The 20,864-nt window shown below is 67.3% G+C and carries 21 protein-coding genes and 1 pseudogene; 9 read left to right on the plus strand and 13 right to left on the minus strand.

Annotated elements, in window-relative coordinates; all coding sequences use genetic code 11:
* The first annotated feature begins 48 nt into the window (after positions 1 to 48).
* The gene (locus ACRDU5_RS06100; protein WP_526613667.1) at positions 49 to 540 is read left to right on the plus strand and encodes a YajQ family cyclic di-GMP-binding protein; all 492 of its coding nucleotides are present in this window, start codon (positions 49 to 51) and stop codon (positions 538 to 540) included.
* On the opposite strand, the gene ACRDU5_RS06105 is transcribed toward ACRDU5_RS06100, so the two are convergent.
* Genes ACRDU5_RS06105 through ACRDU5_RS06115 form a run of 3 tightly spaced genes read right to left on the minus strand, consistent with a single transcriptional unit; the run spans position 537 to position 3,203 of the window.
* A complete protein-coding gene (locus ACRDU5_RS06105; RefSeq protein ID WP_526613591.1) occupies positions 537 to 1,091 on the minus strand; it encodes a lipoprotein LppJ family protein in 555 nt (184 codons plus the stop codon). The two genes, ACRDU5_RS06100 and ACRDU5_RS06105, sit on opposite strands and share 4 nt — an antisense overlap.
* The gene (locus ACRDU5_RS06110) at positions 1,075 to 2,886 is read right to left on the minus strand and encodes an alpha/beta hydrolase (RefSeq protein ID WP_526613592.1); all 1,812 of its coding nucleotides are present in this window, start codon (positions 2,884 to 2,886) and stop codon (positions 1,075 to 1,077) included. The genes ACRDU5_RS06105 and ACRDU5_RS06110 overlap by 17 nt, the downstream gene beginning before the upstream one ends.
* A gap of 5 nt (positions 2,887 to 2,891) precedes the next feature.
* Entirely contained in the window at positions 2,892 to 3,203 is a 312-nt protein-coding gene (locus tag ACRDU5_RS06115; protein ID WP_526613593.1) for a WXG100 family type VII secretion target, read from the minus strand.
* Positions 3,204 to 3,356: 153 nt separating this feature from the next.
* Here ACRDU5_RS06115 and ACRDU5_RS06120 point away from each other — a divergent pair, with 153 nt between their 5' ends.
* From ACRDU5_RS06120 to ACRDU5_RS06130, 3 genes are all read left to right on the plus strand, one after another.
* A complete protein-coding gene (locus ACRDU5_RS06120; protein WP_526613594.1) occupies positions 3,357 to 4,382 on the plus strand; it encodes an NAD(P)H-dependent glycerol-3-phosphate dehydrogenase in 1,026 nt (341 codons plus the stop codon).
* A gap of 9 nt (positions 4,383 to 4,391) precedes the next feature.
* On the plus strand, positions 4,392 to 4,889 hold the full coding sequence (locus tag ACRDU5_RS06125; protein ID WP_526613595.1) for a hypothetical protein: 498 nt from the start codon (positions 4,392 to 4,394) through the stop codon (positions 4,887 to 4,889).
* A gap of 86 nt (positions 4,890 to 4,975) precedes the next feature.
* Positions 4,976 to 6,142, plus strand: coding sequence for a flavin-containing monooxygenase (locus ACRDU5_RS06130; RefSeq protein ID WP_526613596.1), 1,167 nt, complete (start codon positions 4,976 to 4,978; stop codon positions 6,140 to 6,142).
* Here the strand turns inward: ACRDU5_RS06130 and ACRDU5_RS06135 are convergent.
* Positions 6,139 to 7,218: a helix-turn-helix transcriptional regulator gene (locus tag ACRDU5_RS06135; protein WP_526613597.1), complete on the minus strand. Its 1,080-nt coding sequence runs from the start codon at positions 7,216 to 7,218 to the stop codon at positions 6,139 to 6,141. The genes ACRDU5_RS06130 and ACRDU5_RS06135 overlap by 4 nt on opposite strands.
* A gap of 151 nt (positions 7,219 to 7,369) precedes the next feature.
* Between ACRDU5_RS06135 and ACRDU5_RS06140 the strand changes: the two genes are divergently transcribed.
* Together ACRDU5_RS06140 and ACRDU5_RS06145 are read left to right on the plus strand one after the other, a co-directional pair.
* Entirely contained in the window at positions 7,370 to 7,876 is a 507-nt protein-coding gene (locus ACRDU5_RS06140) for a MarR family winged helix-turn-helix transcriptional regulator (RefSeq protein ID WP_526613598.1), read from the plus strand.
* Positions 7,877 to 7,893: 17 nt separating this feature from the next.
* On the plus strand, positions 7,894 to 8,400 hold the full coding sequence (locus ACRDU5_RS06145) for a nitroreductase family deazaflavin-dependent oxidoreductase (protein WP_526613599.1): 507 nt from the start codon (positions 7,894 to 7,896) through the stop codon (positions 8,398 to 8,400).
* A gap of 23 nt (positions 8,401 to 8,423) precedes the next feature.
* On the opposite strand, the gene ACRDU5_RS06150 is transcribed toward ACRDU5_RS06145, so the two are convergent.
* The 3 genes from ACRDU5_RS06150 to grcC1 all read right to left on the minus strand — a co-directional run bounded on the left by ACRDU5_RS06150 (position 8,424) and on the right by grcC1 (position 10,933).
* On the minus strand, positions 8,424 to 8,951 hold the full coding sequence (locus ACRDU5_RS06150; protein WP_526613600.1) for a hypothetical protein: 528 nt from the start codon (positions 8,949 to 8,951) through the stop codon (positions 8,424 to 8,426).
* A 36-nt stretch (positions 8,952 to 8,987) separates the two neighbouring features.
* Positions 8,988 to 9,863 carry a zinc metalloprotease HtpX gene (htpX, locus tag ACRDU5_RS06155; RefSeq protein WP_526613601.1) on the minus strand — a complete coding sequence of 292 codons (876 nt, stop codon included), beginning with the start codon at positions 9,861 to 9,863 and terminating at the stop codon, positions 8,988 to 8,990.
* Between the two features lie 62 nt (positions 9,864 to 9,925).
* On the minus strand, positions 9,926 to 10,933 hold the full coding sequence (gene grcC1 / locus ACRDU5_RS06160) for a nonaprenyl/(2E,6E)-farnesyl/geranylgeranyl diphosphat synthase (protein ID WP_526613602.1): 1,008 nt from the start codon (positions 10,931 to 10,933) through the stop codon (positions 9,926 to 9,928).
* A 21-nt stretch (positions 10,934 to 10,954) separates the two neighbouring features.
* Here grcC1 and menJ point away from each other — a divergent pair, with 21 nt between their 5' ends.
* Entirely contained in the window at positions 10,955 to 12,175 is a 1,221-nt protein-coding gene (gene menJ / locus ACRDU5_RS06165; RefSeq protein WP_526613603.1) for a menaquinone reductase MenJ, read from the plus strand.
* Here menJ and ACRDU5_RS06170 read toward each other — a convergent pair.
* The 3 genes and pseudogenes from ACRDU5_RS06170 to ACRDU5_RS06180 form a co-directional block, all read right to left on the minus strand.
* Positions 12,168 to 12,638 (minus strand): annotated as a pseudogene (locus tag ACRDU5_RS06170) (HAD-IA family hydrolase); the annotation flags it as partial. The gene menJ and the pseudogene ACRDU5_RS06170 overlap by 8 nt on opposite strands.
* A gap of 150 nt (positions 12,639 to 12,788) precedes the next feature.
* Positions 12,789 to 13,844, minus strand: coding sequence for an alpha/beta hydrolase (locus ACRDU5_RS06175; RefSeq protein WP_526613604.1), 1,056 nt, complete (start codon positions 13,842 to 13,844; stop codon positions 12,789 to 12,791).
* Positions 13,845 to 13,901: 57 nt separating this feature from the next.
* Positions 13,902 to 14,594, minus strand: a complete 693-nt coding sequence (locus tag ACRDU5_RS06180; RefSeq protein ID WP_526613605.1) for a demethylmenaquinone methyltransferase — start codon at positions 14,592 to 14,594, stop codon at positions 13,902 to 13,904.
* A gap of 94 nt (positions 14,595 to 14,688) precedes the next feature.
* Here ACRDU5_RS06180 and ACRDU5_RS06185 point away from each other — a divergent pair, with 94 nt between their 5' ends.
* Complete coding sequence (locus ACRDU5_RS06185; protein ID WP_526613606.1) at positions 14,689 to 16,701, plus strand: aconitate hydratase; 2,013 nt, start codon at positions 14,689 to 14,691, stop codon at positions 16,699 to 16,701.
* On the opposite strand, the gene ACRDU5_RS06190 is transcribed toward ACRDU5_RS06185, so the two are convergent.
* Positions 16,656 to 17,786 carry a glycosyltransferase family 4 protein gene (locus ACRDU5_RS06190; protein WP_526613607.1) on the minus strand — a complete coding sequence of 377 codons (1,131 nt, stop codon included), beginning with the start codon at positions 17,784 to 17,786 and terminating at the stop codon, positions 16,656 to 16,658. The genes ACRDU5_RS06185 and ACRDU5_RS06190 overlap by 46 nt on opposite strands.
* 148 nt (positions 17,787 to 17,934) lie before the next feature.
* Between ACRDU5_RS06190 and ACRDU5_RS06195 the strand changes: the two genes are divergently transcribed.
* A complete protein-coding gene (locus ACRDU5_RS06195; protein ID WP_526613608.1) occupies positions 17,935 to 18,618 on the plus strand; it encodes a DsbA family protein in 684 nt (227 codons plus the stop codon).
* A gap of 35 nt (positions 18,619 to 18,653) precedes the next feature.
* Here the strand turns inward: ACRDU5_RS06195 and ACRDU5_RS06200 are convergent, their stop codons facing one another.
* The gene (locus ACRDU5_RS06200) at positions 18,654 to 19,196 is read right to left on the minus strand and encodes a DUF3592 domain-containing protein (protein ID WP_526613609.1); all 543 of its coding nucleotides are present in this window, start codon (positions 19,194 to 19,196) and stop codon (positions 18,654 to 18,656) included.
* The gene (gene menD / locus ACRDU5_RS06205; protein WP_526613610.1) at positions 19,193 to 20,863 is read right to left on the minus strand and encodes a 2-succinyl-5-enolpyruvyl-6-hydroxy-3-cyclohexene-1-carboxylic-acid synthase; all 1,671 of its coding nucleotides are present in this window, start codon (positions 20,861 to 20,863) and stop codon (positions 19,193 to 19,195) included. Before menD ends, ACRDU5_RS06200 begins: the two co-directional genes overlap by 4 nt.
* Position 20,864: the final 1 nt, after the last annotated feature.

The raw sequence follows: 20,864 nt of genomic DNA on the forward strand, positions 1-20,864 counted from the left end.
CACCACGGCCGCGGATTTTGCGAGCCAAACACCGAGGAGGAAGGTCCAATGGCGGATTCAAGCTTCGACGTCGTCAGCAAGGTCGACCGCCAGGAAGTCGACAACGCCCTCAACCAGGCCGCCAAGGAGCTGGCCACCCGCTTCGACTTCCGCGGTACCGACACCCGCATCGAGTGGCAGGGCGAGGAGACCATCACCATCACCTCGTCCACGGAAGAGCGCGCCAAGGCCGCCATCGACGTCTTCAAGGAGAAACTCATCCGCCGCGACATCTCGATGAAGGCCTTCGACACCGGCGAACCGCAGGCCAGCGGCAAGACCTACAAGGTCAGCGGGACCATCAAGCAGGGCATCGACAGCGAGAACGCCAAGAAGATCACGAAGCTCATCCGCGACGACGGCCCAAAGGGCGTCAAGACCCAGATCCAGGGCGACGAGGTCCGCGTCTCCTCCAAGAAGCGCGACGACCTGCAGGCCGTCATCGGCATGCTGAAGAAGGCCAAACTCGACGTCGCGCTTCAGTTCGTGAATTACCGCTAAGGCTGCAGCTGCTCGGTGATGTCCTCGGCGATGGTCTTGCCGTCGTTGCGGTGGTCGACCATGTTGCGGCACTCCCCCGATAGCTGCACATAGCCGTTTTCCTTGTACGTCGGGTGCCGGCCCATGATCGCCATGATCGGGCCCTTGTGGATCACCGTCCCGAACGGCCGCTTTCCCGGCGGCGGCCCGTCGGTCCATCCCTGTCCGACCATCGTCTTCGCGATCTGCTCGAAGAACGTCGTGGGCTCCATGTCTGTCGGCAGCGCGAAGCCCATCTCCACGAGCCCGCGATAGGGCGGCTCGCCCTGGTCGTTGCACGCCTCGAACGAGAAGCCGCCGGTGATGCCCTGCAGCTGGGCCGCCCGCGCTATCTCATTCGCCGGGTTTACCACCTGCGCCTTCGCCTGCTCGTCGGACAGCGGGGTGACCGCCGGCTTCGGCGGCTCCGACGGCCGCTCCTCGGGTTTCATCGGGAAGCAACCTCCTAGTGCGAGCGTCAACGCGAACATCGCGCAGACCAGCCGCGCGGCCGGCTTAGAACGAATGGTCATTGGTCACTGACTCCGTTGGACGATTGATTTCGGGGTCGATGAACGCCGGGGAGCCCGGAATGTCGGCGCCGACGTCCGGCAAGTCGATCCTTCCACCCCAAGGCAGGCCGATCTCGGTGGGCAGCGACACATGCGGCTGGCGCCGGCCCTCGGCCAGCAGGCCCTCCTGCTCCAGCGCGCCGGCGTTGCCGGTGGCGATGTGCGTGATGGCGCGCAAGGATTCCGAGCCGCGGTCGTAGTAGTGCGAGTGGTCATCCTTGTCCAGGTCGTCGTGTCCCACCACCTCCGCATCGAAGCGGATGGAGCCGAACTCGTCGCCCGCCGGATCGATGCCGAGTCCCGCATCCCACCGCACCGGCCAGCCGAGCTCCTGGTTGATCTCGTCGTGCACCCAGCCCGGCGGCATCCCGATCCAACTGACCGGATCGGTCGACGCCGCACCGACATACACATTGCCGCCGTCGAGGTTGACATCGGCCGCGCTGCGGGCCAAATCCGTTCCCGGGCTGCCCAGCAGGATCGCGTCGTTGGCGTGCATCCCATAGCCGGCGAACGCGTCCGCCACCGTCGTCGACCCGTAGGAGTGCCCGATCACCGTCACGTGCTGCCCGTCGCCTTGGTGCGTCACCCACAAACTGTTGACATCTGCGGCCAGCACTTCGCCGCCCTCGCGCGCCAAGGTCGGATTCGCGACACGGGCATCGGCGAAGCCGTCCGGTGCGTCGTAGCCCATCCAGGCGATCACCGAATGGGTGCTGTCCGCGTCGGCCAGATAGGACTGGTCGTACAGACTGAGCGCGTCGTCGTTCTCGAGCCAGCCGGAGCTGACGCTGCTGCCGGTGCCCGGCACGATGACCGAGATGCCGTCGGCGTAGTCCGGGTTGCCGATCGCGATCGCGGCGCGGCCCTGGCCGTTGTCCCCGAGCGGCTCGTACTTCCACAGCATCGCCGGCCGCGGAGTGCTGGGGTTGTTGTCACCCCGGTGATTGATGAGGCCCGCCTGGACTTTCTGCCCGTTGAGATAGCGGGTGACGTCGGCGGCCGTCAACCCGTACCGGGCCGGGTTGGCCACCACCTCCTGCGGCGAAACACCGTGCAGGGCGGCGGCATCGGTGACCCGGGCGAGGTCGTCGGCCAGCACCTGCTGGTTGATCGTGTCGCGCGCCGCCGCCGGAATCCCGTTGAGGTTTCCCAACTCTGGTGGATGCTCTTCGATCAGCCGCTCACGGTCCTTCTGGCTGAGGCTCCGCCACCACTGATTGACTTCCTCGGCGGTGGCACCCGGCGGTGGCATCGGGATCGGACGGGCCTCGGGCGGCACTTCCACCACGTCGTCGGCCTGATCCATGGCCGCGGCCAGCTGCCGGTCGACACTGTTGGCCTGCGCCAGCACCTGCTGCAGCGCCTGTGTCAGCACGGCGGCGTTCTGCACGTCGTTCGAATCGGCCAGTGGTCCGGGGTGCACCGTGCCGGACGCGGTGTCGACCGTCAGACCCAATTCGGCGGCCGTCGTCAGCACGTACTCGAGGTTGTCCCGGACAATCTGGACGTTGTTCGCCGCCGCGTCGGCCGCGCGCGCCGCCGCCAACGCCACGTCGGCGTCCCTGCGCAGCGCCTGCCGGGTCTGATCCAGCGCCTGCTTGGCCTCCTCGGAGCCGGGGCCGGTCCAGTCCGGAAACGTCGGCAGACTGTCGGCGGTGTCGAGCGAGACCTGCGCCCGCTGCCGCGCCGCGTCACCCACCGCGCGCACGGCGCCGGGATCCCAACGCTGGACGTCCTCGACGGTCAACGACATGACGGCTACAGGTTCGCGTCGCCCACCGCGGCGATGACCGCCTGGTTGTTGTCCTCGGTGTTGCCGTAGCCCTGCGCGGCGTTGGCGATGGCGGCGGCCTGCGAGGCCAGCACCCGCTGCAGCTCGGCCGTGCTGGCCTGCCAGCGCTGCGTCTTGGCACCGATGGACTGCGCCGACTGCCCGACCAGACCGGGTTGCGCCGCATCGACCGCCGCTATGGCCGAGCCGTGGCCGGCCTGCAGTTGATCGGCGTAGCCGCGGATGCGCGCCGCAGCCTCGGCCAACTGCTGCGGGTCGACCCGAATCGGTTGGGGCACGGGGAGCCTTTCTGCCGTTTGGCAATCGACGCTACCAGCGCCGCAGACGGGTCAGATGCACTAATTCGTGCGCGCAGTTAACTTGATGCGCTGGGCCGACACAGTTCGTCAACTGCCAGTGAAAGAGCAGCTGTCGGTCCTACGCTGATCGGCATGGCACCTGCTCAGCGCGAACCCAATGTCGTCGTCCTCGGCGGAGGCTCCTGGGGCACCACCGTGGCGTCCATCTGCGCCCGGCGCGGCCCGACACTGCAGTGGGTGCGCTCAGAAGACACCGCCAGGGACATCAACGACAACCACCGCAATTCGAAGTACCTCGGCAACGAGGTGGAGCTATCGCCCGGCCTCGAGGCCACCAACGACTTCTCCGAGGCGGCCAACCGTGCCGACGTCATCGTCATGGGTGTGCCGTCGCACGGCTTTCGCGGTGTGCTGACCGAGCTGGCCAAGGAGCTGCGGCCGTGGGTGCCGGTGGTGTCGCTGGTCAAGGGTCTCGAGCAGGAAACCAACTACCGGATGAGCCAGATCGTGGACGAGGTGCTGCCCGGGCACCCGGCCGGAATCTTGGCCGGGCCCAACATCGCCCGTGAGGTCGCCGACGGCTACGCCGCCGCGGCGGTGCTGGCGATGCCCGACCGGCATTTGGCCGCCAATCTCGCAGAGCTGTTCCGCACCAAGCGATTCCGCACCTATACCACCGACGACGTGGTCGGCGTCGAGATGGCCGGCGCGCTGAAGAACGTCTACGCGATCGCCGTCGGCATGGGCTACTCGCTGGGCATCGGGGAGAACACCCGCGCGATGGTGATGGCCCGCGCGGTGCGGGAGATGTCCAAGATGGGCGAGGCGATGGGTGGGCATCGCGACACCTTCGCCGGTCTGGCGGGCATGGGCGATCTCATCGTCACCTGCACCAGCCAGCGCAGCCGCAACCGCCACGTCGGCGAGCAGCTTGGCGCCGGCAAGCCGATCGATGAGATCATCGCGTCGATGAATCAGGTCGCCGAGGGTGTCAAGGCCTCCAGCGTGATCATGGAGTTCGCCGAAGAGTACGGGCTGTCGATGCCGATCGCGCGCGAGGTCCACCGCGTGATCAACCATGGCTCCTCTGTCGAGCAGGCCTACCGCGGCCTGGCCGCCGAGAAGCCCGGACACGAGGTGCACGGCTCGGGGTTCTAGCGGCTGTTGATGCGGATCCGAAGTTTTCGAGCGTTGCGGGGCCTGGGCGCTTCGCTGGCTGCAATCGCATTGCTGTCGGCCTGTGGCGGTAACGACCGCGCGTCAGGCGAGACCGCCACCACGACGGTTCCTGTTGCGCCCGCCACGCAAGGCCCGCGCACCGAGAGGTGGATCGACCTCGAAGTCGGTGATTGCGTATCTGACCTTCCCGCAATCGATCTCGGCGTCGTGACCGTCACAATCGTCGACTGTGCGACTCCACACGCCGCGGAGGTTTACCTTCGCGCGCCGCTGGCGGTGAACACGGCCATCGCCGATGTCGCCGAACCCGAGTGCGTCGCGGGATTTCCGCAGTACACCGGGCAACCCGTCGACGGCAGCCGCTACACGGTGACCTACCTCATCGACTCCGTTCAGAATCGAACATCGTCCAATCCCGCTCCGAGCACCGTCATCTGCCTGCTCCAGGCCGCCGACGGTGGACCCCTGACCGAATCCGCGCGCTAGTCGGGCAACGCGTGCGCCGCGGCCGCTGCGCAATACCCCTCATTTGCGGGGTGGTGGCCCACGTTGATTCGGGCGACGCTGGGATGGTGGTGAATCCGGACAAAGTGGTCATCATCGGGAGCGGTCCTGCGGGGTTGGCGTGCGCCGCAGAACTGATCAAGCGGGGGGTGGACGCAACCGTCCTGGAGCGGGGCGGCCAGACCGGTGCGGCCTGGGCCGGGCGCTATGACGCACTGCGTTTCAACACCTGCCGGTGGAATTCGGCTCTGCCCGGCGCGCGGTTCCCGCGTGACTTCGGGCAGTTTCCGACCCGAGACCAGTACGTCGGGTACCTGCAGGACTACGCCGACAGCCGGTCTGTGCCGGTGCGACTCCACACGGAAGTCACTCGACTTGAGGCGGTCCCGGAGGGCGGATGGGAACTCACCACCTCTGGTGGGCAGCTGTGGTCCCGACACGTCGTCGTCGCGACGGGCATCTTCAACCAGCCCTGGCTTCCGGCTTGGGCTGACAGCCACGTCTTTACCGGTCGGCTGCTGCACGCAGCCGAATTCCACAACGCCACACCCTTCGCGGGCCAGCGGGTGTTGGTCGTCGGCGCCGGCTCGACCGGCATGGAGATCGCGTATGAGTTGGCCCGCAATGGCGCGTCCGAGGTACATCTGTCGGTTCGGACGCCGCCCAACATTCTGCTGCGGGTTGTCGGCGGTTTGCCCGCCGACTTGCCGGTGCCGCTGTTTCTGCGCCTGCCGACGGGAATCGTCGACCGAATTCTGCTTGCCATGGAGCGCCGCGTGGTGGGCGACCTCAGCGGCTACGGGTTGGCGGCCCCGATCGAAGGTCCGATCGCAGGGCTCAAGCGCCGCGGCGCCGGCACGGCGATCGTGGACCGGGCGGTAATCGATGCGATTCGTGACCGCTCGGTGCGCATCGTGGCGGCGGTCGAGCGGCTTGAACCTGACGGGGCGGTGCTTGCCGACGGCAGCAGGGTGACGGTCGACTCGGTAATCGCCTCCACCGGCTACCGAACGGGGTTAACGGACTTGGTCGGACACCTCGGCGTGCTCGACGAGCGCGGAATGCCGCGCGATGGGCATGGGTCGGAGGTTCTCCCCGGGCTGCGCTTCCTGGGCTACGTGTACCGACCGGGCCTGACCAAGTATGTCGGTAGCCTGGCACGGCACGCTGCGGCGCAGATCGCCGCGCAGTCCCGGTTTCGGGCCGGGCACGAGAGCCGGCGAATCGCGCGCTAGCGTCGCACCACGGGCCCGTCGGTAAGAAGCGCGGCAAGTTCCGCACGACTGCTCACCCCGAGCTTCGCGAAGATGGCCTTCACATGCCCGCGCAACGTCTCGGTCGTGATCCACAATTCGCCAGCGATCTCGCGGGTCGGCATTCCGCTCAGCAACCGCTGGGTGACTTCTTTCTCCCGAGGCGTGAGCTGGTGTAGGTGGACGAGCAACGGAGCGATGTCGGAGCGGCGGGCGGGCTCCAAAACCAGTGCGGTACAGCCGGTCCCGGGCCCGTCACGTTCCAGGCGGATGCCTCGCACCAGTATCCAGTCGCCGGAGCGCCCCCGGGTCCGCGCCATGGCCGCCGCGCCGACTCCGCTTTCGGCGAGCGTTCGGGCGCGCTGGGCCACCTCATGCAAAACGATGGTGCTTTCCAGCTGCTCATTCTCCACCGGACCGAGCCATTCGGTGACCTCTGGCGTCATCGACTCGACACTGCCGTCGTCGGCCAGCATCAGCAGCGCAGCCGCACCGCTCGCCGGGATGCCCGATCCGCTGGCCAGCTGGAGACAGGCGCGAATTCCGTTGCCGATGTGGGAACACAGCCGCGCCACCAGGTCCACCTCGTCGACGGTGAACAGCGGGTCGGCGGCCTTCCGGGTCAGGCAGACGTGACCCCAGGTTGTGGAAGCCGAACTGAACACGCTACGTAGTTCGTCGCCGTACCCGTTGGGTCGATAGATCAGCGACCACCGAGTGCTGCGACTCAGGTCGCCGCCGGTGGCCGCGCTGAGGGATGCCGCCGGGATGTCACACCTGGCGAGTTCGACGAACTTGTTCACGTCGTCTGTCGTCAGCTCGCATTCGATGAGCGCCAGATGCTGTGCACGCGTGACATTCTCGGCGTAGACGCCGGTGATGAGCATGGTGTCCGGATCGGTAAGTAACCACCCGCCGGCGGCGTACGGAATCTCGGACCGCACTTCTGCGGCGACGGCGGCTAGCAGGTCAAGGGGCTCTTGCGCCCGCGCGCAGATGCGGGCCACCCGTTCTTCGAGGCGGGCAAAAGTGGACCGGTGTGCCGTCTTCTCGCTCAATCGTCCTTCGCTTTCGACGCGTTGGACATGCCGCTGCCTCTGTTCTACCGTCATTCATTGCGTATTCGCAAGTATTGCGCTAACGCACGGGCCGCGAGCCCGGTGCCTGCCGGGTTGCGGGACGGTCGGGGCGATAGGGAGGATGCGATGCATGAATTCGCCTCGCCGCGCCCGTGGTCGAGAGGACGAAACGCTCGCCGACCAAACCGACGCGGTGGTGCGGGCATCCCGCGCGCTGGTGGGTATTGCGGCGGCGTCGATCGCCGTGATCGAAGATGTGGTGACGGTGCCACAGTTCCGTGTTCTGGTGATGGTGTACACCCGGGGACCGTTGAACCTGGCGACGGTGGCCGCAGGTTTAGACGTCAACCCCTCCAACGCCAGTCGCACCTGCGACCGATTGATCAAGGCCGGGCTGTTGGATCGCCAAGTGTCGGCGGTCGATCGTCGCCACGTCACACTCACGCTGACCACCGCTGGACGGCGCCTGGTGGAGAAGGTCACCAAGCGCCGACGTTCGGCGATCGAGCGCGTGCTGCGCACCATGTCGCCCGCTGAACGCGATGTGCTCGCCGATGCGCTGGCCGGATTCGCCACCGCAGCAGGCGAACCCGTCGACGACAAGTTGCTCTCGTTCATCTGGCCCCCCACGGCCTGACCGGTAAGGAGAGATAGATGCCGAAGTTATTGCGGCTAGCCGAAGCCGCATCCGACACCATCGCGAAAGCCGGCGCACGCCTGTTGAGGTCGCGGCCGCTGATGCGTGCTCCGATCTGGCTGTACCGGGCCCGGCTGGGATTCCTTCTCGGGCGCCGGTTGCTGATGCTCGAACACACCGGACGACGGTCAGGGCTGCCGCGATACGTCGTCCTGGAGGTCTTCGACCACCCGAGTCCGAACATCTACACGGTGGCCTCCGGCTTTGGAACACGTGCGCAGTGGTACCGCAACATTGAGGCAAACGCCGAGGTGCGTGTTTCGGTCGCAGGCGACGTCTCGATACCCGCCAGCGCACGAATGCTCCCCCAGGGCGAGGCCGACGCCGCATTGCAGGCCTACATCCGGCGCCATCGGCGCGCGTGGGACGCGCTGAAGCCCATCATCGAAACCACGTTGGGTACTCAGATCAATGATCGTGACACCGCGCTCCCGATGGTCGAGCTGGAACTTCACCCGTCCTGAGACACCATGCGTCGGCTCTGGATTTAGTTGAAGAACGGGTTGGTGCCCGGCGCGCGGTCCAGCAGCGGATTGGCTGCGTTGAGGATGTAGCTGCCGGCCGGGCTGATCACGAAGCCCGACTGGTCGCGGGAGTTCTGGCACGAGGTTACGACGCCGTCGGTTCCGCAGCTGATGGTCTGGTAGCTCATCCGGGTGTTCGGCGGCAGCGGCTTGACGCCCTCGGCCGAGAACACCGGATTGTTGGTGTTGGCGAAGCCGGGTGTTCCGGCGGGGCCACCGCTGACCAAGTTCGCCCCGTTCGGCGCGGCGGGAATCGGTCCGCTACAGCCGTAGCCTCCCGTCCTCTGCAGCATGCAGATGACGCCCTCGGGTGTGCTGAAGGCGTACCAGTTGCTGTCCATCACCGCGTACTCCGACAGCTTGACCGGTGGAAAAGCGTTGACATTGGGCGGTCCGGGCGGAGGTTCCGGATCGGCGCCCGCACTACCGGGCACGCCCATCGCGACCGCCCCCGCGGCCCCCACCAGGCCGATCAGAATTCTGTTCAGCACAGACCACACCCTAGATGGTGTCGACATTATGTGCAGCTACAGGTTCGGCCCGCGGCCGGCCATCTCCTCGAGCCGGCGGATCCGCTCGTCGATCGGCGGATGCGTGGAGAACCACTTGGCGATCCGCTCGCCCGGCCGGAACGGGTTGGCGATCATCAGGTGCGCCTGATCGGCCAGCCGCGGCTCCGGCGGCAGCGGGGCCTGCTGCACACCGGCGCTGATCTTCCGCAGCGCCGAAGCAAGCGCGAGCGGGTCGCCGGTCAACTCGGCGCCGGACTGGTCGGCCTGGTACTCCCGCGACCGAGACACCGCCATCCGCACTAGCATCGCAGCAATCGGACCGAGCAGCGAAATCAGCAGCAGCGCAAAGGGATTGGTGCCTTCGCGACTACCGCCAAACAGCCCGGCGAACATCGCGATGTTGGCCAGCGCGGTGATCACCGCCGCCAGCGCCCCGGCCACACACGAGATCAGGATGTCGCGGTTGTACACGTGCGACAGCTCATGGCCCAGCACCGCGCGCAGCTCGCGCTCGTTGAGGATCTGCAGGATGCCCGTCGTGCAGCACACCGCTGCATTACGCGGATTGCGGCCCGTCGCGAACGCGTTCGGGTTGGCGGTGTCGCTGATGTACAGCCGCGGCATCGGCTGATGCGCCGTCGTCGCCAATTCCCGCACGACCTTGTACATGAACGGCGCCTGCACCTCGGTCACCGGCTGCGCGTGCATGGCCCGCAGCGCCAACTTGTCGCTGTTGAAGTACACGTAGACGTTCATGCCAACGGCGAACAGCACTGCCAGGCCCAGGATTGCGGTGTTGCGGAATAGCGCCGCGATGACCACGATCAGTGTCGACATGCCCACCAGCAGCAGGAATGTCTTGAACGTGTTGGCGTGCGGATGCCAGCTCATCAGCGTCCTCCTCGAAGTCTTCGCTGACTCAACGCGCAACCGGCGGCCACGGTTCCAGGTCCTCAGCCGTGACGGTTGACCGTGTAGTCCACCAGTGATGCCAGCGCCTGCCGCCCCGGTGCGTCGGGCAGGTTGGCCAGCTCGTCGCGGGCCTGCTTCGCATACCGCGCAACGGTGTCCTTGGCCCGCACCATGCCCTTCGACTTGCGCAGCAGCCCCAGCGCCTCGGCCAGCTCGGCGTCGTCTTCGACCGGGCCGGCCAGCAGCACGCGCAGCCGCTCGGCGTCCGGGCCGGTTTCGCGTAGCGCATAGAGCACCGGCAGCGTGTGCACCCCCTCGCGCAGGTCGGTGCCGGGCACCTTGCCGGATTCGTCGGGGTCGCTGTCGATGTCGATGATGTCGTCGGAGATCTGGAACACGGTGCCGACGATGCCGCCGAGCCTGCTGAGCCGCTCGATCTGCTCCTCGTCGGCGCCGGAGAACGTGCCGCCGAACCGGCCGGACGCGGCGATCAGGCAGGCCGTCTTCTCATGCACCACCTTCAGGTAGTGCTCGACGGAATCCACGTGCTCGGCGGCGCCGCGGGTTTCGCGCATCTGCCCGGTCACCAGCTGCGCGAACGTCTCGGCGATGACCCGCACCGCGTCCGGTCCCAGCCGGGAGACGAGCCGCGACGCGGTGGCGAACAGATAGTCGCCGGCCAGGATCGCGATGTTGTTGCTCCACCGCGCGTTCGCGCTGGGCGCGCCGCGACGCACCTGCGCCTCGTCCATCACGTCGTCGTGATACAGCGTGGCCAGGTGCACCAGTTCGATGACGGCGCCGGCGATGGTGACCTGCCAGTTGTCCGGGTCGGGCCCCAGCTGCGCGGACAGCACCGTGAACAGCGGGCGGAACCGCTTGCCACCGGCCTGGAACAGATGCTGCACGGCCTCGGACATCAGCTCGTCGGCTTTGCCCAGCTCAGTGGACATCAGGTCCTCGATGCGGGCCACGCCGTCGCGGACACTGGCGGCAAAAACGGGATCTCCGAAGTCCACGCCCGCCACCACGCTCGCCGGTGTCCCCATTAGTCCAACATACTGGTCAGCATGGACATCAGGGCCGATGTGGTGGTCGTCGGCGCCGGACCCGCCGGTTCGGCCGCGGCCGCGTGGGCCGCGCGTGCCGGCCGCGACGTCTCGGTGATCGACTCGGCGCAGTTCCCCCGCGACAAGGCCTGCGGCGACGGGTTGACCCCCCGCGCGGTCGCCGAGCTGGAGCGGCTCGGCCTGGGTTCGTGGCTGGACGCCCGGATCCGACACCGCGGGCTGCGGATGTCTGGGTTCGGCGGCGAGGTCGAGATCGACTGGCCGGGCCCGGCGTTCCCGTCGACCGGCAGCGCGGTGCCGCGCACCGAGCTCGACGACCGGATTCGCGAGGTCGCCGCCGACGACGGCGCGAAGATGCTGCTCGGCATGAAAGCCGTTGATGTTCGCCATGATTCGGGTGGACGCGTCGATAGGCTGCTACTGGATTCCGGGGCGTCGATCGGCTGCACAGATCTGATCGTCGCCGACGGTGCCCGCTCTCCGCTGGGCCGGCGGCTGGGCCGGCAGTGGCATCAGGAGACGGTGTACGGCGTGGCGGTACGCGGCTACCTGGCGACGCCGCGGCACGACGAGCCGTGGCTGACCTCCCATCTCGAGTTGCGCTCGCCGGAGGGCAAGGTGCTCCCGGGCTACGGCTGGATCTTCCCGCTGGGCAACGGCGAGGTGAACATCGGCGTCGGCGCGTTGGCGACGGCCAAGCGGCCCGCCGACGCCGCGCTGCGACCGCTGATGTCGTACTACACCTCGCTGCGCCGGGAAGAATGGGGATTCGAGGGCGAGCCGCGGCTGGGGCTGTCCGCGTTATTGCCGATGGGTGGGGCGGTGTCGGGTGTGGCCGGGCCGAACTGGATGCTGATCGGCGACGCCGCGGCCTGCGTGAATCCGTTGAACGGCGAGGGCATCGACTACGGGCTGGAGAGCGGTCGGCTGGCCGCCGAGCTGCTGGGCACCGGCGACCTGTCGTTGGCGTGGCCGGCCACGCTGGAGAGCCACTACGCCCGCGCGTTCTCGGTGGCCCGCCGGCTGGCGTTGCTGCTGACCATTCCCCGGTTTCTGCCGATGACGGGCCCGATCGCCATGCGGTCGGAATTCCTGATGAACATCGCCGTGCGGGTGATGGGCAACCTCGTCACCGACGAGGACGCGGACTGGATCGCGCGGGTGTGGCGTCGCGCCGGTTCGGGTTCGGGCCGCATCGACCGCCGCCCGCCGTTCAGCTAGCCCGCGAGCGGCGGATCTTCTCGGCGACCTCAACGAGATTCTCGCCGACGATGTCGGGTTGCCCACCGACCGGGATGAGCGCCTGACCGGGTCGCTGCACGAATGCGGCGCGGCAGCCCGCGGCGAGCGCGCCGGCGATGTCCCACCCGTGCGCTGCGACCAGCCGCACGTCGCCGAGCTGCACCCCGAGTGTGCTCGCAACGAGATGGTAGGCCTCCGCGCGTGGCTTCAACGCCCCGACCTGGTCGGCGGACAAAATTGCATCGAATCGCCCAGCGATACCGGCGAATTCGAGCTGCGCGGTGGCGACGTCGAGTGTCGAATTCATCAGCGCAACCAACGTAGAGTTGGTGAGCAGGTCGAGACCGGGCTCGACGTCGGGGTGCGGCGGCAGTTGCCGCATCTGGGCGAGCACGTCGTCGTCGCGCCCGAGACCGAGCATCTTCAGGGCCGCCCGCTGGGCCGTCGAGAAGTCGACCTAGTCGCCGGTGAGCCCGCCGACGAAGGCGATCTGCAGCATCTGGGCGAACCAACGTTTTCGCGCATCCGTGCCGCCAAGCAGCGGGTGTGCCGTTCAGGTGATGGCCGTTGTGCCAGGCGGGAACCCACACCGCTAGACGAGCGACTTCGCGAAGCCGCTGACGTCGCGGATGCTGGCGGCGAAAACCTCGGGAATGTAGCCGCCCAGAAGCATGTCGCTGCCATGGCAGGTGCCGATGACCATGCGCCCGACCGCGGGCACCTCCGCGCGGACCAGCCTGCGGTAGTAGAGCAGGCCTTCGTCGCGCAGGGGGTCCATCTCGTTGACCGAAATGACATGGGGCGGCAGTCCGCTCAGTTCCTCATCGGTGGCCGACCCCGCATAACAAGTGGCGTCCTGAAAGTTCGCGCCGTCCGGGTCGTATACGGACCCCGCGAGTCCCATCACCTCGCGGGTCAGGAAGTAGCCGTCGTTCTCCTTAAGGGACGGCAGCTCATCGGGCTGCTCGTACCAGCGGCCCGACAGAAACGGGCACTGTGCGTAGGCGCCGGCGATCTCGTTCAGCCAGCCCTCCCGCTTGGCCTTGTGAACCGTGGTCAGCGCCAGGTTCCCACCGCCGGACTCACCCGAGGTGATCAGGTGGCTACCGCCAAGATCCTTGCGGTTTTCATACGCCCACCGGATTGTGGACGCGCAGTCGTTCAGGCCGGCCGGGTACGGGTGCGGGCCAAGCTTGCCGCCCGCATTGCGGAACTCGACCCCGATGACGACAAGGCCTGTGGCGGCAAGGTTTTCGCGACCGCGCGTATACGGCGTATCGGTCACGCTGTTGATGGCCATCCCGCCGCCGTGGAAGTGCACCACGCACGGCATGGTTCCGACGCCGTCGGTGGGCCGCGTGATGTAGAGCTTAATGTCGTTGCCGTCGACCCCGTCGACGGTCGTCGTGGTGGTGGTGACGCCGTCGGCGACCGGAAGGTTTTGCGCCAGCGCCTCGAGTACGGCGCCCATTCGGCTCTCCGTCGCTGCGACGGCGGCCAGCCGGTCCTCGAGCGGCGCGTCGATCGTCACCGGTGGGATGGGCATGTGGCCGTCCAGCCCGAACGGCGCAAGCGCCTCGACCATGCGGGGGTCGGCGCGCGGATCGGTGCCAATGGTGCAGTTGGGATCTGCCAGACGCCCCTGCATTTCGCGACCGTACAACGATCCGCTTGGTCTAGCGACGACACGCCGCAAAGAAGGCGATCAGCGCGAGGGTTTGGACGCCGCGTGCAGCGCGACGATGCCACCGGTGAGGTTGCGCCAGCGCACCGCCGACCAGCCGGCATCGGAAATCCGGTGCGCGAGTTCGGCCTGGTCGGGCCATGCCCGAATCGACTCGGCCAGATACACATACGCGTCCGGGTTCGACGACACCGCCCGCGCGATCCGCGGTAGGGCCTGCATCAAGTACTCCTTGTAGGCCGTGGCGAACAGCCCATTCGTCGGCGTGGAGAACTCACACACCACCAGCCGCCCGCCCGGCCGCGTCACCCGCGCCATCTCGCGCAGCGCAGCGACGTGGTCGACGACGTTGCGCAGCCCGAAGCTGATCGTCACCGCGTCGAACACGCCGTCGCCGAACGGCAACCGCGTCGCATCGCCCGCGACCTTCGGCACATGACGGGACGCACCCGCGGCGAGCATGCCGACCGAAAAGTCCGCGGCCACACACCACGCCCCCGACCCCGCCAGCTCCACCGTCGACACTGCCGTGCCGGCCGCCAGGTCGAGCACCGTGTCCCCCGGGCCGATGTGCAGCGCCGAGCGGGTCGCGCGCCGCCAGAATCGGTCCTGCCCCAGCGACAGCACGGTGTTGGTCAGGTCGTAGCGGCTGGCGACGGCGTCGAACATCGACGCCACTTCACGTGGGTCCTTGTCCAGAGACGCCCTGCTCACGCCCGCGACGGTACCGGTCCCGGTCGATAGTTTGAGCAATTGTCGATTTGGAAATTCTCAGGGAGGCCACCGACTGCGGGCAGGAGATTGCATGATGCCGGCGAGTATCACTCACAAGTTGATCGAATCGCATCTCGTCTCTGGGGAGATGACGCCTGGCGACGAGATCGCCATCCACATCGACCAGACGCTGACGCAGGACGCCACCGGGACGCTGGTGATGCAGGAGTTGGAGGCACTGGGCCTGGATACCGCGCAAACCGAGGTGAGCGTGCAGTACGTCGACCACAACCTGTTGCAGACCGACGAGAAGAACGCGGAGGATCACGAGTACCTCCGCACCGCCGCTCAGCGATTCGGTCTGTGGTTCTCGAAAGCGGGCAACGGGGTGTCGCATCCGACGCACATGCAGCGATTCGGCATTCCCGGCAAGACGATGGTGGGTTCAGACTCGCACACCCCGGCCGCCGGCTCACTCGGCATGCTCGCGATCGGCGTGGGAGGTCTGGAGGTGGCGGTGGCAATCACAGGCAAGCCACTGCATTTGCGGATGCCCGAGGTGTGGGGTGTACGCCTGGACGGGACAGTGCCGGAATGGTGTTCGGCCAAGGACGTCATTCTCGAGATGCTGCGCCGCCACGACGTAAAGGGTGGAGTGAACCGGATCATCGAATACTTCGGGCCGGGGCTCGCCGGCCTGACCGCAATGGACCGCCATGTCATCGCGAACATGGGCGCCGAACTCGGCGCCACAACCACGGTGTTCCCCAGCGACGAAGCGGTGCGCGACTTCCTGCGGGCCGAGGACCGCGAGGACGACTGGGCCGAACTCCTCGCCGATGACGGCGCTGAGTACGACGTCGAGGAGACGATCGACCTCTCGCAACTCGAGCCGTTGATCGCCAAGCCGTCGTCACCGGGCAATGTGGTGCCCGTCCGGGAGGTCGCCGGCGAGAAGATCGGCCAGGTGGTCATCGGCTCCAGCGCCAATCCCGGGCTGCGCGACTTCGCGATCGCCGCGGCGATGGTGGACGGACGGCAGACATCGCCGGATGTCAGTTTCGACATCAACCCGACCTCACGGGAGATACTCACCGACCTGACGGAGATGGGTGCGACAACCTGCCTGGTGATCAGCGGCGCCCGGATTCATCAAGCCGGTTGCATGGGGTGCATCGGCATGGGCCAGGCGCCGGCGACCGGGCAGAACTCGCTGCGCACGATGCCGCGCAATTTTCCCGGCCGGTCGGGCACGAAGGAGGACAAGGTCTGGTTGTGTTCGCCGGAAACCGCGGCGGCGTCGGCGTTGACGGGAGTGATCACCGACCCGCGTGAGTGGGCCGGCAACGAGGGCATCAGCTATCCGACGCTGGATCTGCCGGCACGCCATAGCGTCAACACCGCGATGCTGGTTGCCCCGCTCGAACCTGATGAGGCGCAACAGATCACACCGGTCAAGGGGCCAAACATCTCTCGTCTGCCAGAACCCGAACCACTGCTCGACAAATTCGAGGCCCCCGTCCTGCTCAAGGTGGGCGACAACATCTCGACCGACGAGATATCACCCGCAGGTGCCCGGGCTCTGCCGTATCGGTCGAACATCCCCAAGCTGGCCAACTTCAGCTTCACTCAGATAGATGAGTCCTATCCCGAGCGAGCACAACACGCGCACGAGAGCGGGCACATCGTGGTCGGCGGCGAAAACTACGGCCAAGGCTCGTCCCGCGAACATGCGGCCATCGCGCTGCGCCATCTAGGGCTCCGGGTTGTCATCGCGAAATCGTTCGCCCGCATCCATTGGCAGAACCTCGCCAACTTCGGCGTGCTGGCCCTGGAGTTCATCGACGGCGACGACTACAACGATGTGGATCAGGGCGACACGCTGGGCCTGACCAACCTCCACGAAGCGATCGACGGCACCGACCCGATCACCGTCGAGAATGTCACCAAGAAGTCATCATTCCAAGTGCGGCATCGACTTTCGCCACGCCAGGCGAAGTACATACTGGCCGGTGGCCTGATTCCGCAGCTGGCCCGCGACGACGACAGCGGTGAGGCAGCTCAGGCGGCGGCGCGACCCCGGAAACCACCCCGCACCGCCTCGTAATGGTCGAGCAGCTGGTCGCAGATCGCCGGCCAGGTGCGGCCAAGCACGCTGCGGCGCGCGGCCTGCGAGTAGCGGTGCCGTTCGGCGATCAGATGGTCGACGGCGTCGGTCAGCCGCGACTCGAACTCGTCGACCTCCAGCAGCAGCCCGGTCCGGTACGGCGCGACCAGATCCCGCGGGCCGCCGGCGTTCGGTGCGATCACCGGCAGGCCCGAGGCCATCGCCTCCTGGACGGCCTGGCAGAAGGTCTCGTGTTCACCGGCGTGGACGAAGACGTCCATGCTGGCGTACGCGGCGGCCAGCTCGTCGCCATAACGTGCACCGGTGAAAACCGCAGTCGGCAAACTGGATTCGAGCTTTGCCCGTTCGACACCGTCGCCGACGATGACCAGCTGCAGATCGTCACGCCGTGCCAGAACCACGAGGCGCTCGACGTGCTTCTCCGGGGCGAGCCTGCCCACGAACCCGACGATGGGCTTACCGTCCGGTGACCACTGGCGGCGCAGCCCCTCGTCACGCGCCGACGGCGCGAAGCCAGTGATATCGACGCCCCGGGCCCAATGATGCACCCGCGGGATGCGATGGGCGGCGAGGTTTTCCATCGCCGACGTTGACGGCGCCAGGGTGCGGTCGGCGCGACTGTGCAGGTGGCGCGTCCACGCCCACGCCGCCCGGGCCGCGATGCCGACGTCATAGCTCTCCGCGAAACCCGCGACGTCCGTTTGGAATACCGCCACCGTCGGCACGCCGAGGTAGCGAGCGGCGTGCAGTCCTCCGTAGCCGAGCAGCGCGGGCGACGCGAGGTGTACAACGTCCGGGTCGAATCCCCTGAGCACACCGACCATTCGGGGCCGCGGCAAGCCCAGCGGCAGCGACGTGATCTTCGGGAACATTCGCGACGGCACCCGGTGCACGCGCACACCGTCGTGGACCCGGTCCGCCGGCGGCTGGCCGCGCGGTGTGTCGGGGGCGATGACGAGGACTTCGTGACCGGTGTGCCGGAGATGCTCAATCACCCGAAGCACCGAGTTGGTGACGCCGTTGACATTCGGGAGGAAACTCTCTGCGACGATTGCAACGCGCACACCAAGATCGTGCCAGCAACGGCTGTCGGCAAGGTTGCCTGCTGGCATACGACACGCAAAAATTTTGCCGTCCCCGGAACCGGAGAAGCCCCTGACATGCAGGTCAGCGAACTGTATGGTCACCTGCAGCTGGCGGATGGCGGTGCGGATGAGACTGACGACAACAGGCGGTGTCCTGGTGGCGGCCATGATCATGGCGTCCGGATGCTCGACCGTGGTGCAGGGCGCCGCCGTAGTTCCGCCCGGAACGGATCCGACCGCCGACGTCGCGCTGACCGAAGACGGGTTCGGTATCCAGCTCGGAAAGTCGTTCGCGCCGGCACAGATCACCCTCTATACGGAGCCGCAGTGCCAGCACTGCGCCGATCTCCAGTTCGATGTCGGCAATGACATTGCGCGCTACATCGAAGATGGCCAGTTGGTCATCACGTACCGGTTCCTGACCTTCCTCGACTCCTCGCCCGGCGGCAACTCCGCGAAGGCCAGCAACGCGGTGTTCCTGGCAGCCGACCCGGACGCCGACGTCTCGGCCGCAGACGTCCAGAGTTTCATTCAGGAGTTTTTCTTCGAATTGATCTTCACCGATCCTCGCGACGAGGCGCCCTTCGCCGACCTCGCCGAAGTCGCCGAACTTCCCTCGGAGGTCGTCGATCGCATCGCCGCCGGGGATACCGGAGTCGACGTCGAGGTCATGGATGACGTCAACCAGGATCAGCTCGAGGAGATCAAGCCGAACGATGCCGGTACCCCGACGGTTTTCGATACCACTACTGAGGAAGTCGTCGACATCAGCGAGGCGGACTGGCTCGAACAACTCGTCGAGTCCAAGTAGCCGAGGGCAAGCACGCCGAGCAGACGTTGAATCGTCTACGCGCTCGGCATGTCGATGCGTGTCGGCGTCTGCTCGCGAGGGAAAGCCGTCTGACGCGTAAGCCGTTTCTCGAAGAACGCCAGCCCGAGCAGCGCCGCGCCGGCGATCAGCCAGCCCACCACCGCGATCGATCCGGCCGGGATGATGGCCAGCAACGCGTTGCGGTGTCGCACTCGCACCAAGTCGGGGTTGTTCCGGTCGTATTCGACGTAAATCTGCATGCCCGTGTCCAATTCGGACGGGTACAGCACCCCGAGCTCCGGGCGGTAGGTGACCCGGTCGGGCGTGACGAACTCGATCGTCGACCGTCGCGGACCCGCGCTGAGCACCTCGGCGGCCGCCACACCCATATTGCGTTCGATCTGCATGTCGTTGCGCCACGCGCCCAGCACCAACAGCAGTGACTGCAAGGTCACCAGGCACGCGGCGATCACGATGCCGATCCGCACGCGTCGCATGATCCGATCGGTGCGGGTCTCGTCGGGGTCTCCGTTCAAGCGCGGAACCACGCTGCGCCACAGCGCAATCAGACGATTCACAGTGCGGCCTTGATCGACGCGTGCAGTGCCCGCAGCGACGACCGGTCGGCCTTCACCTCCAGCACCCGCATGCCCTCGAACGGCTCGTCCAGCGCGGCGCCGAGGTCGTCGACCTCCATCTGCCGACTCTCGACGTGATATGCCCGGCACAGCGCGCCGACGTCGACGTCGTGTGGGGTGCCGAAGATCCGTGACGACACATCGGAGAACCGCGGATCGCCCTGCTCGAGCAGCTCGAAGATGCCGCCGCCGTTGTCGTTGGACACCACGATCGTCAGGTTGCGCGGCGTCGGCTCGGTCGGCCCGATCAGCAGCCCCGAACTGTCGTGCACGAACGTCAGGTCCCCGATCAGCGCGATGGTGCGGGGGATGACGTCGCCGCCTTCGCGGCTCCGGCTGCCCATTCGTTCGTGCGCCAGCGCCGCGCCGATCGCCGTCGACACCGTGCCGTCGATCCCCGCCACACCGCGATTCGACCGCACCTTGATGCCATGCGGGTTCAGCCCGACCAGGGCGGCGTCGCGGACCGGGTTCGACGCACCCAGCACCAGTTGGTCGCCCTCGCCGACGGCGTCGGCCACCGCCGCCGCCACGTGCAGCCCGGTCGTCAACGGGTGTGCCTTCAGCTGTCCGCGCACCGCGTCGTAGGCGTGCCGGTTCACCTCGGCGCAGCGCCGCAGCCAGGCCGGGTTGGGTTCTGCGATGGTCACCGCGCGGGTGCCGGTGGCCTGCGAGTTTCCCGACACGTCGGGCCAACGCGGACCGGTGGTGAGCGCATACACCGGCACCGACGGGTCGGCCAGCAGCGCCGATACCGGCCGGTGCAGGGTCGGGCGGCCCAGCATGATCACCTGGTGCGGCCGCAGCAGCGGCAGCGCCATCGGGTGCAGCGGGTTGTCAGCGGGCGGGGCGGTCGGCTCGGCGACCGTCGGTAGCGCCGCCAGGTTCGGCTGCGCGCCCGCGCCGTGGCCGGCGATGACGATGGTGTCCGGCGTCAGGTCGATGTCGAGCGGCTGGTCGAACGTGACCGGTGGGGTGTAGGTCCACGGCTTACCGCCGGGCCGGCCCGCCGGTGCGTAGGAGGTCACCGGATCGGCTTCCGGATCGGGCACCAGCGGCTCGCGCAACGGAATGTCGAACTGCACCGGACCGGCGTTCGCGGTGCGGGAACCCGTGGCCGCCACCAACACTCGGCACGTCGCCGAGCGCCACTGCGCGTTGAACTCGTCCAATCGCTCGGGTGCGTCTTCGGCGAGTCCGAGGCTGATGTTGCCCCGCATCTGCGTTCCGAAATAGCCCAGCTGCTCCATCGTCTGGTTCGCGCCGGTGCCCAACAGCTCGTAGGGGCGGTTGGCCGACAACACGATCAGCGGCACCCGCGCGTAATTGGCCTCCACCACCGCCGGCCCCAGATTGGCCACCGCCGTGCCCGACGTCATCGCCACACACACCGGCGCCGCGGCGGCCACCGCCAGCCCGATCGCCAGGTAGCCCGCGGTGCGCTCGTCGATGCGGACATGCAGCCGAATCCGGCCGGCCCGGTCGGCGTCCTGCAACGCAAAAGCCAGCGGCGCGTTGCGCGATCCCGGGCACAGCACCACGTTGCGAACGCCGCCGCGAATCAGTTCGTCGACGACGACACGCGCTTGTGCCGTCGATGGGTTCACC

Origin of the sequence: Mycobacterium sp., assembly GCF_050701515.1 — a bacterium.
Taxonomy (GTDB): Bacteria; Actinomycetota; Actinomycetes; order Mycobacteriales; family Mycobacteriaceae; genus Mycobacterium.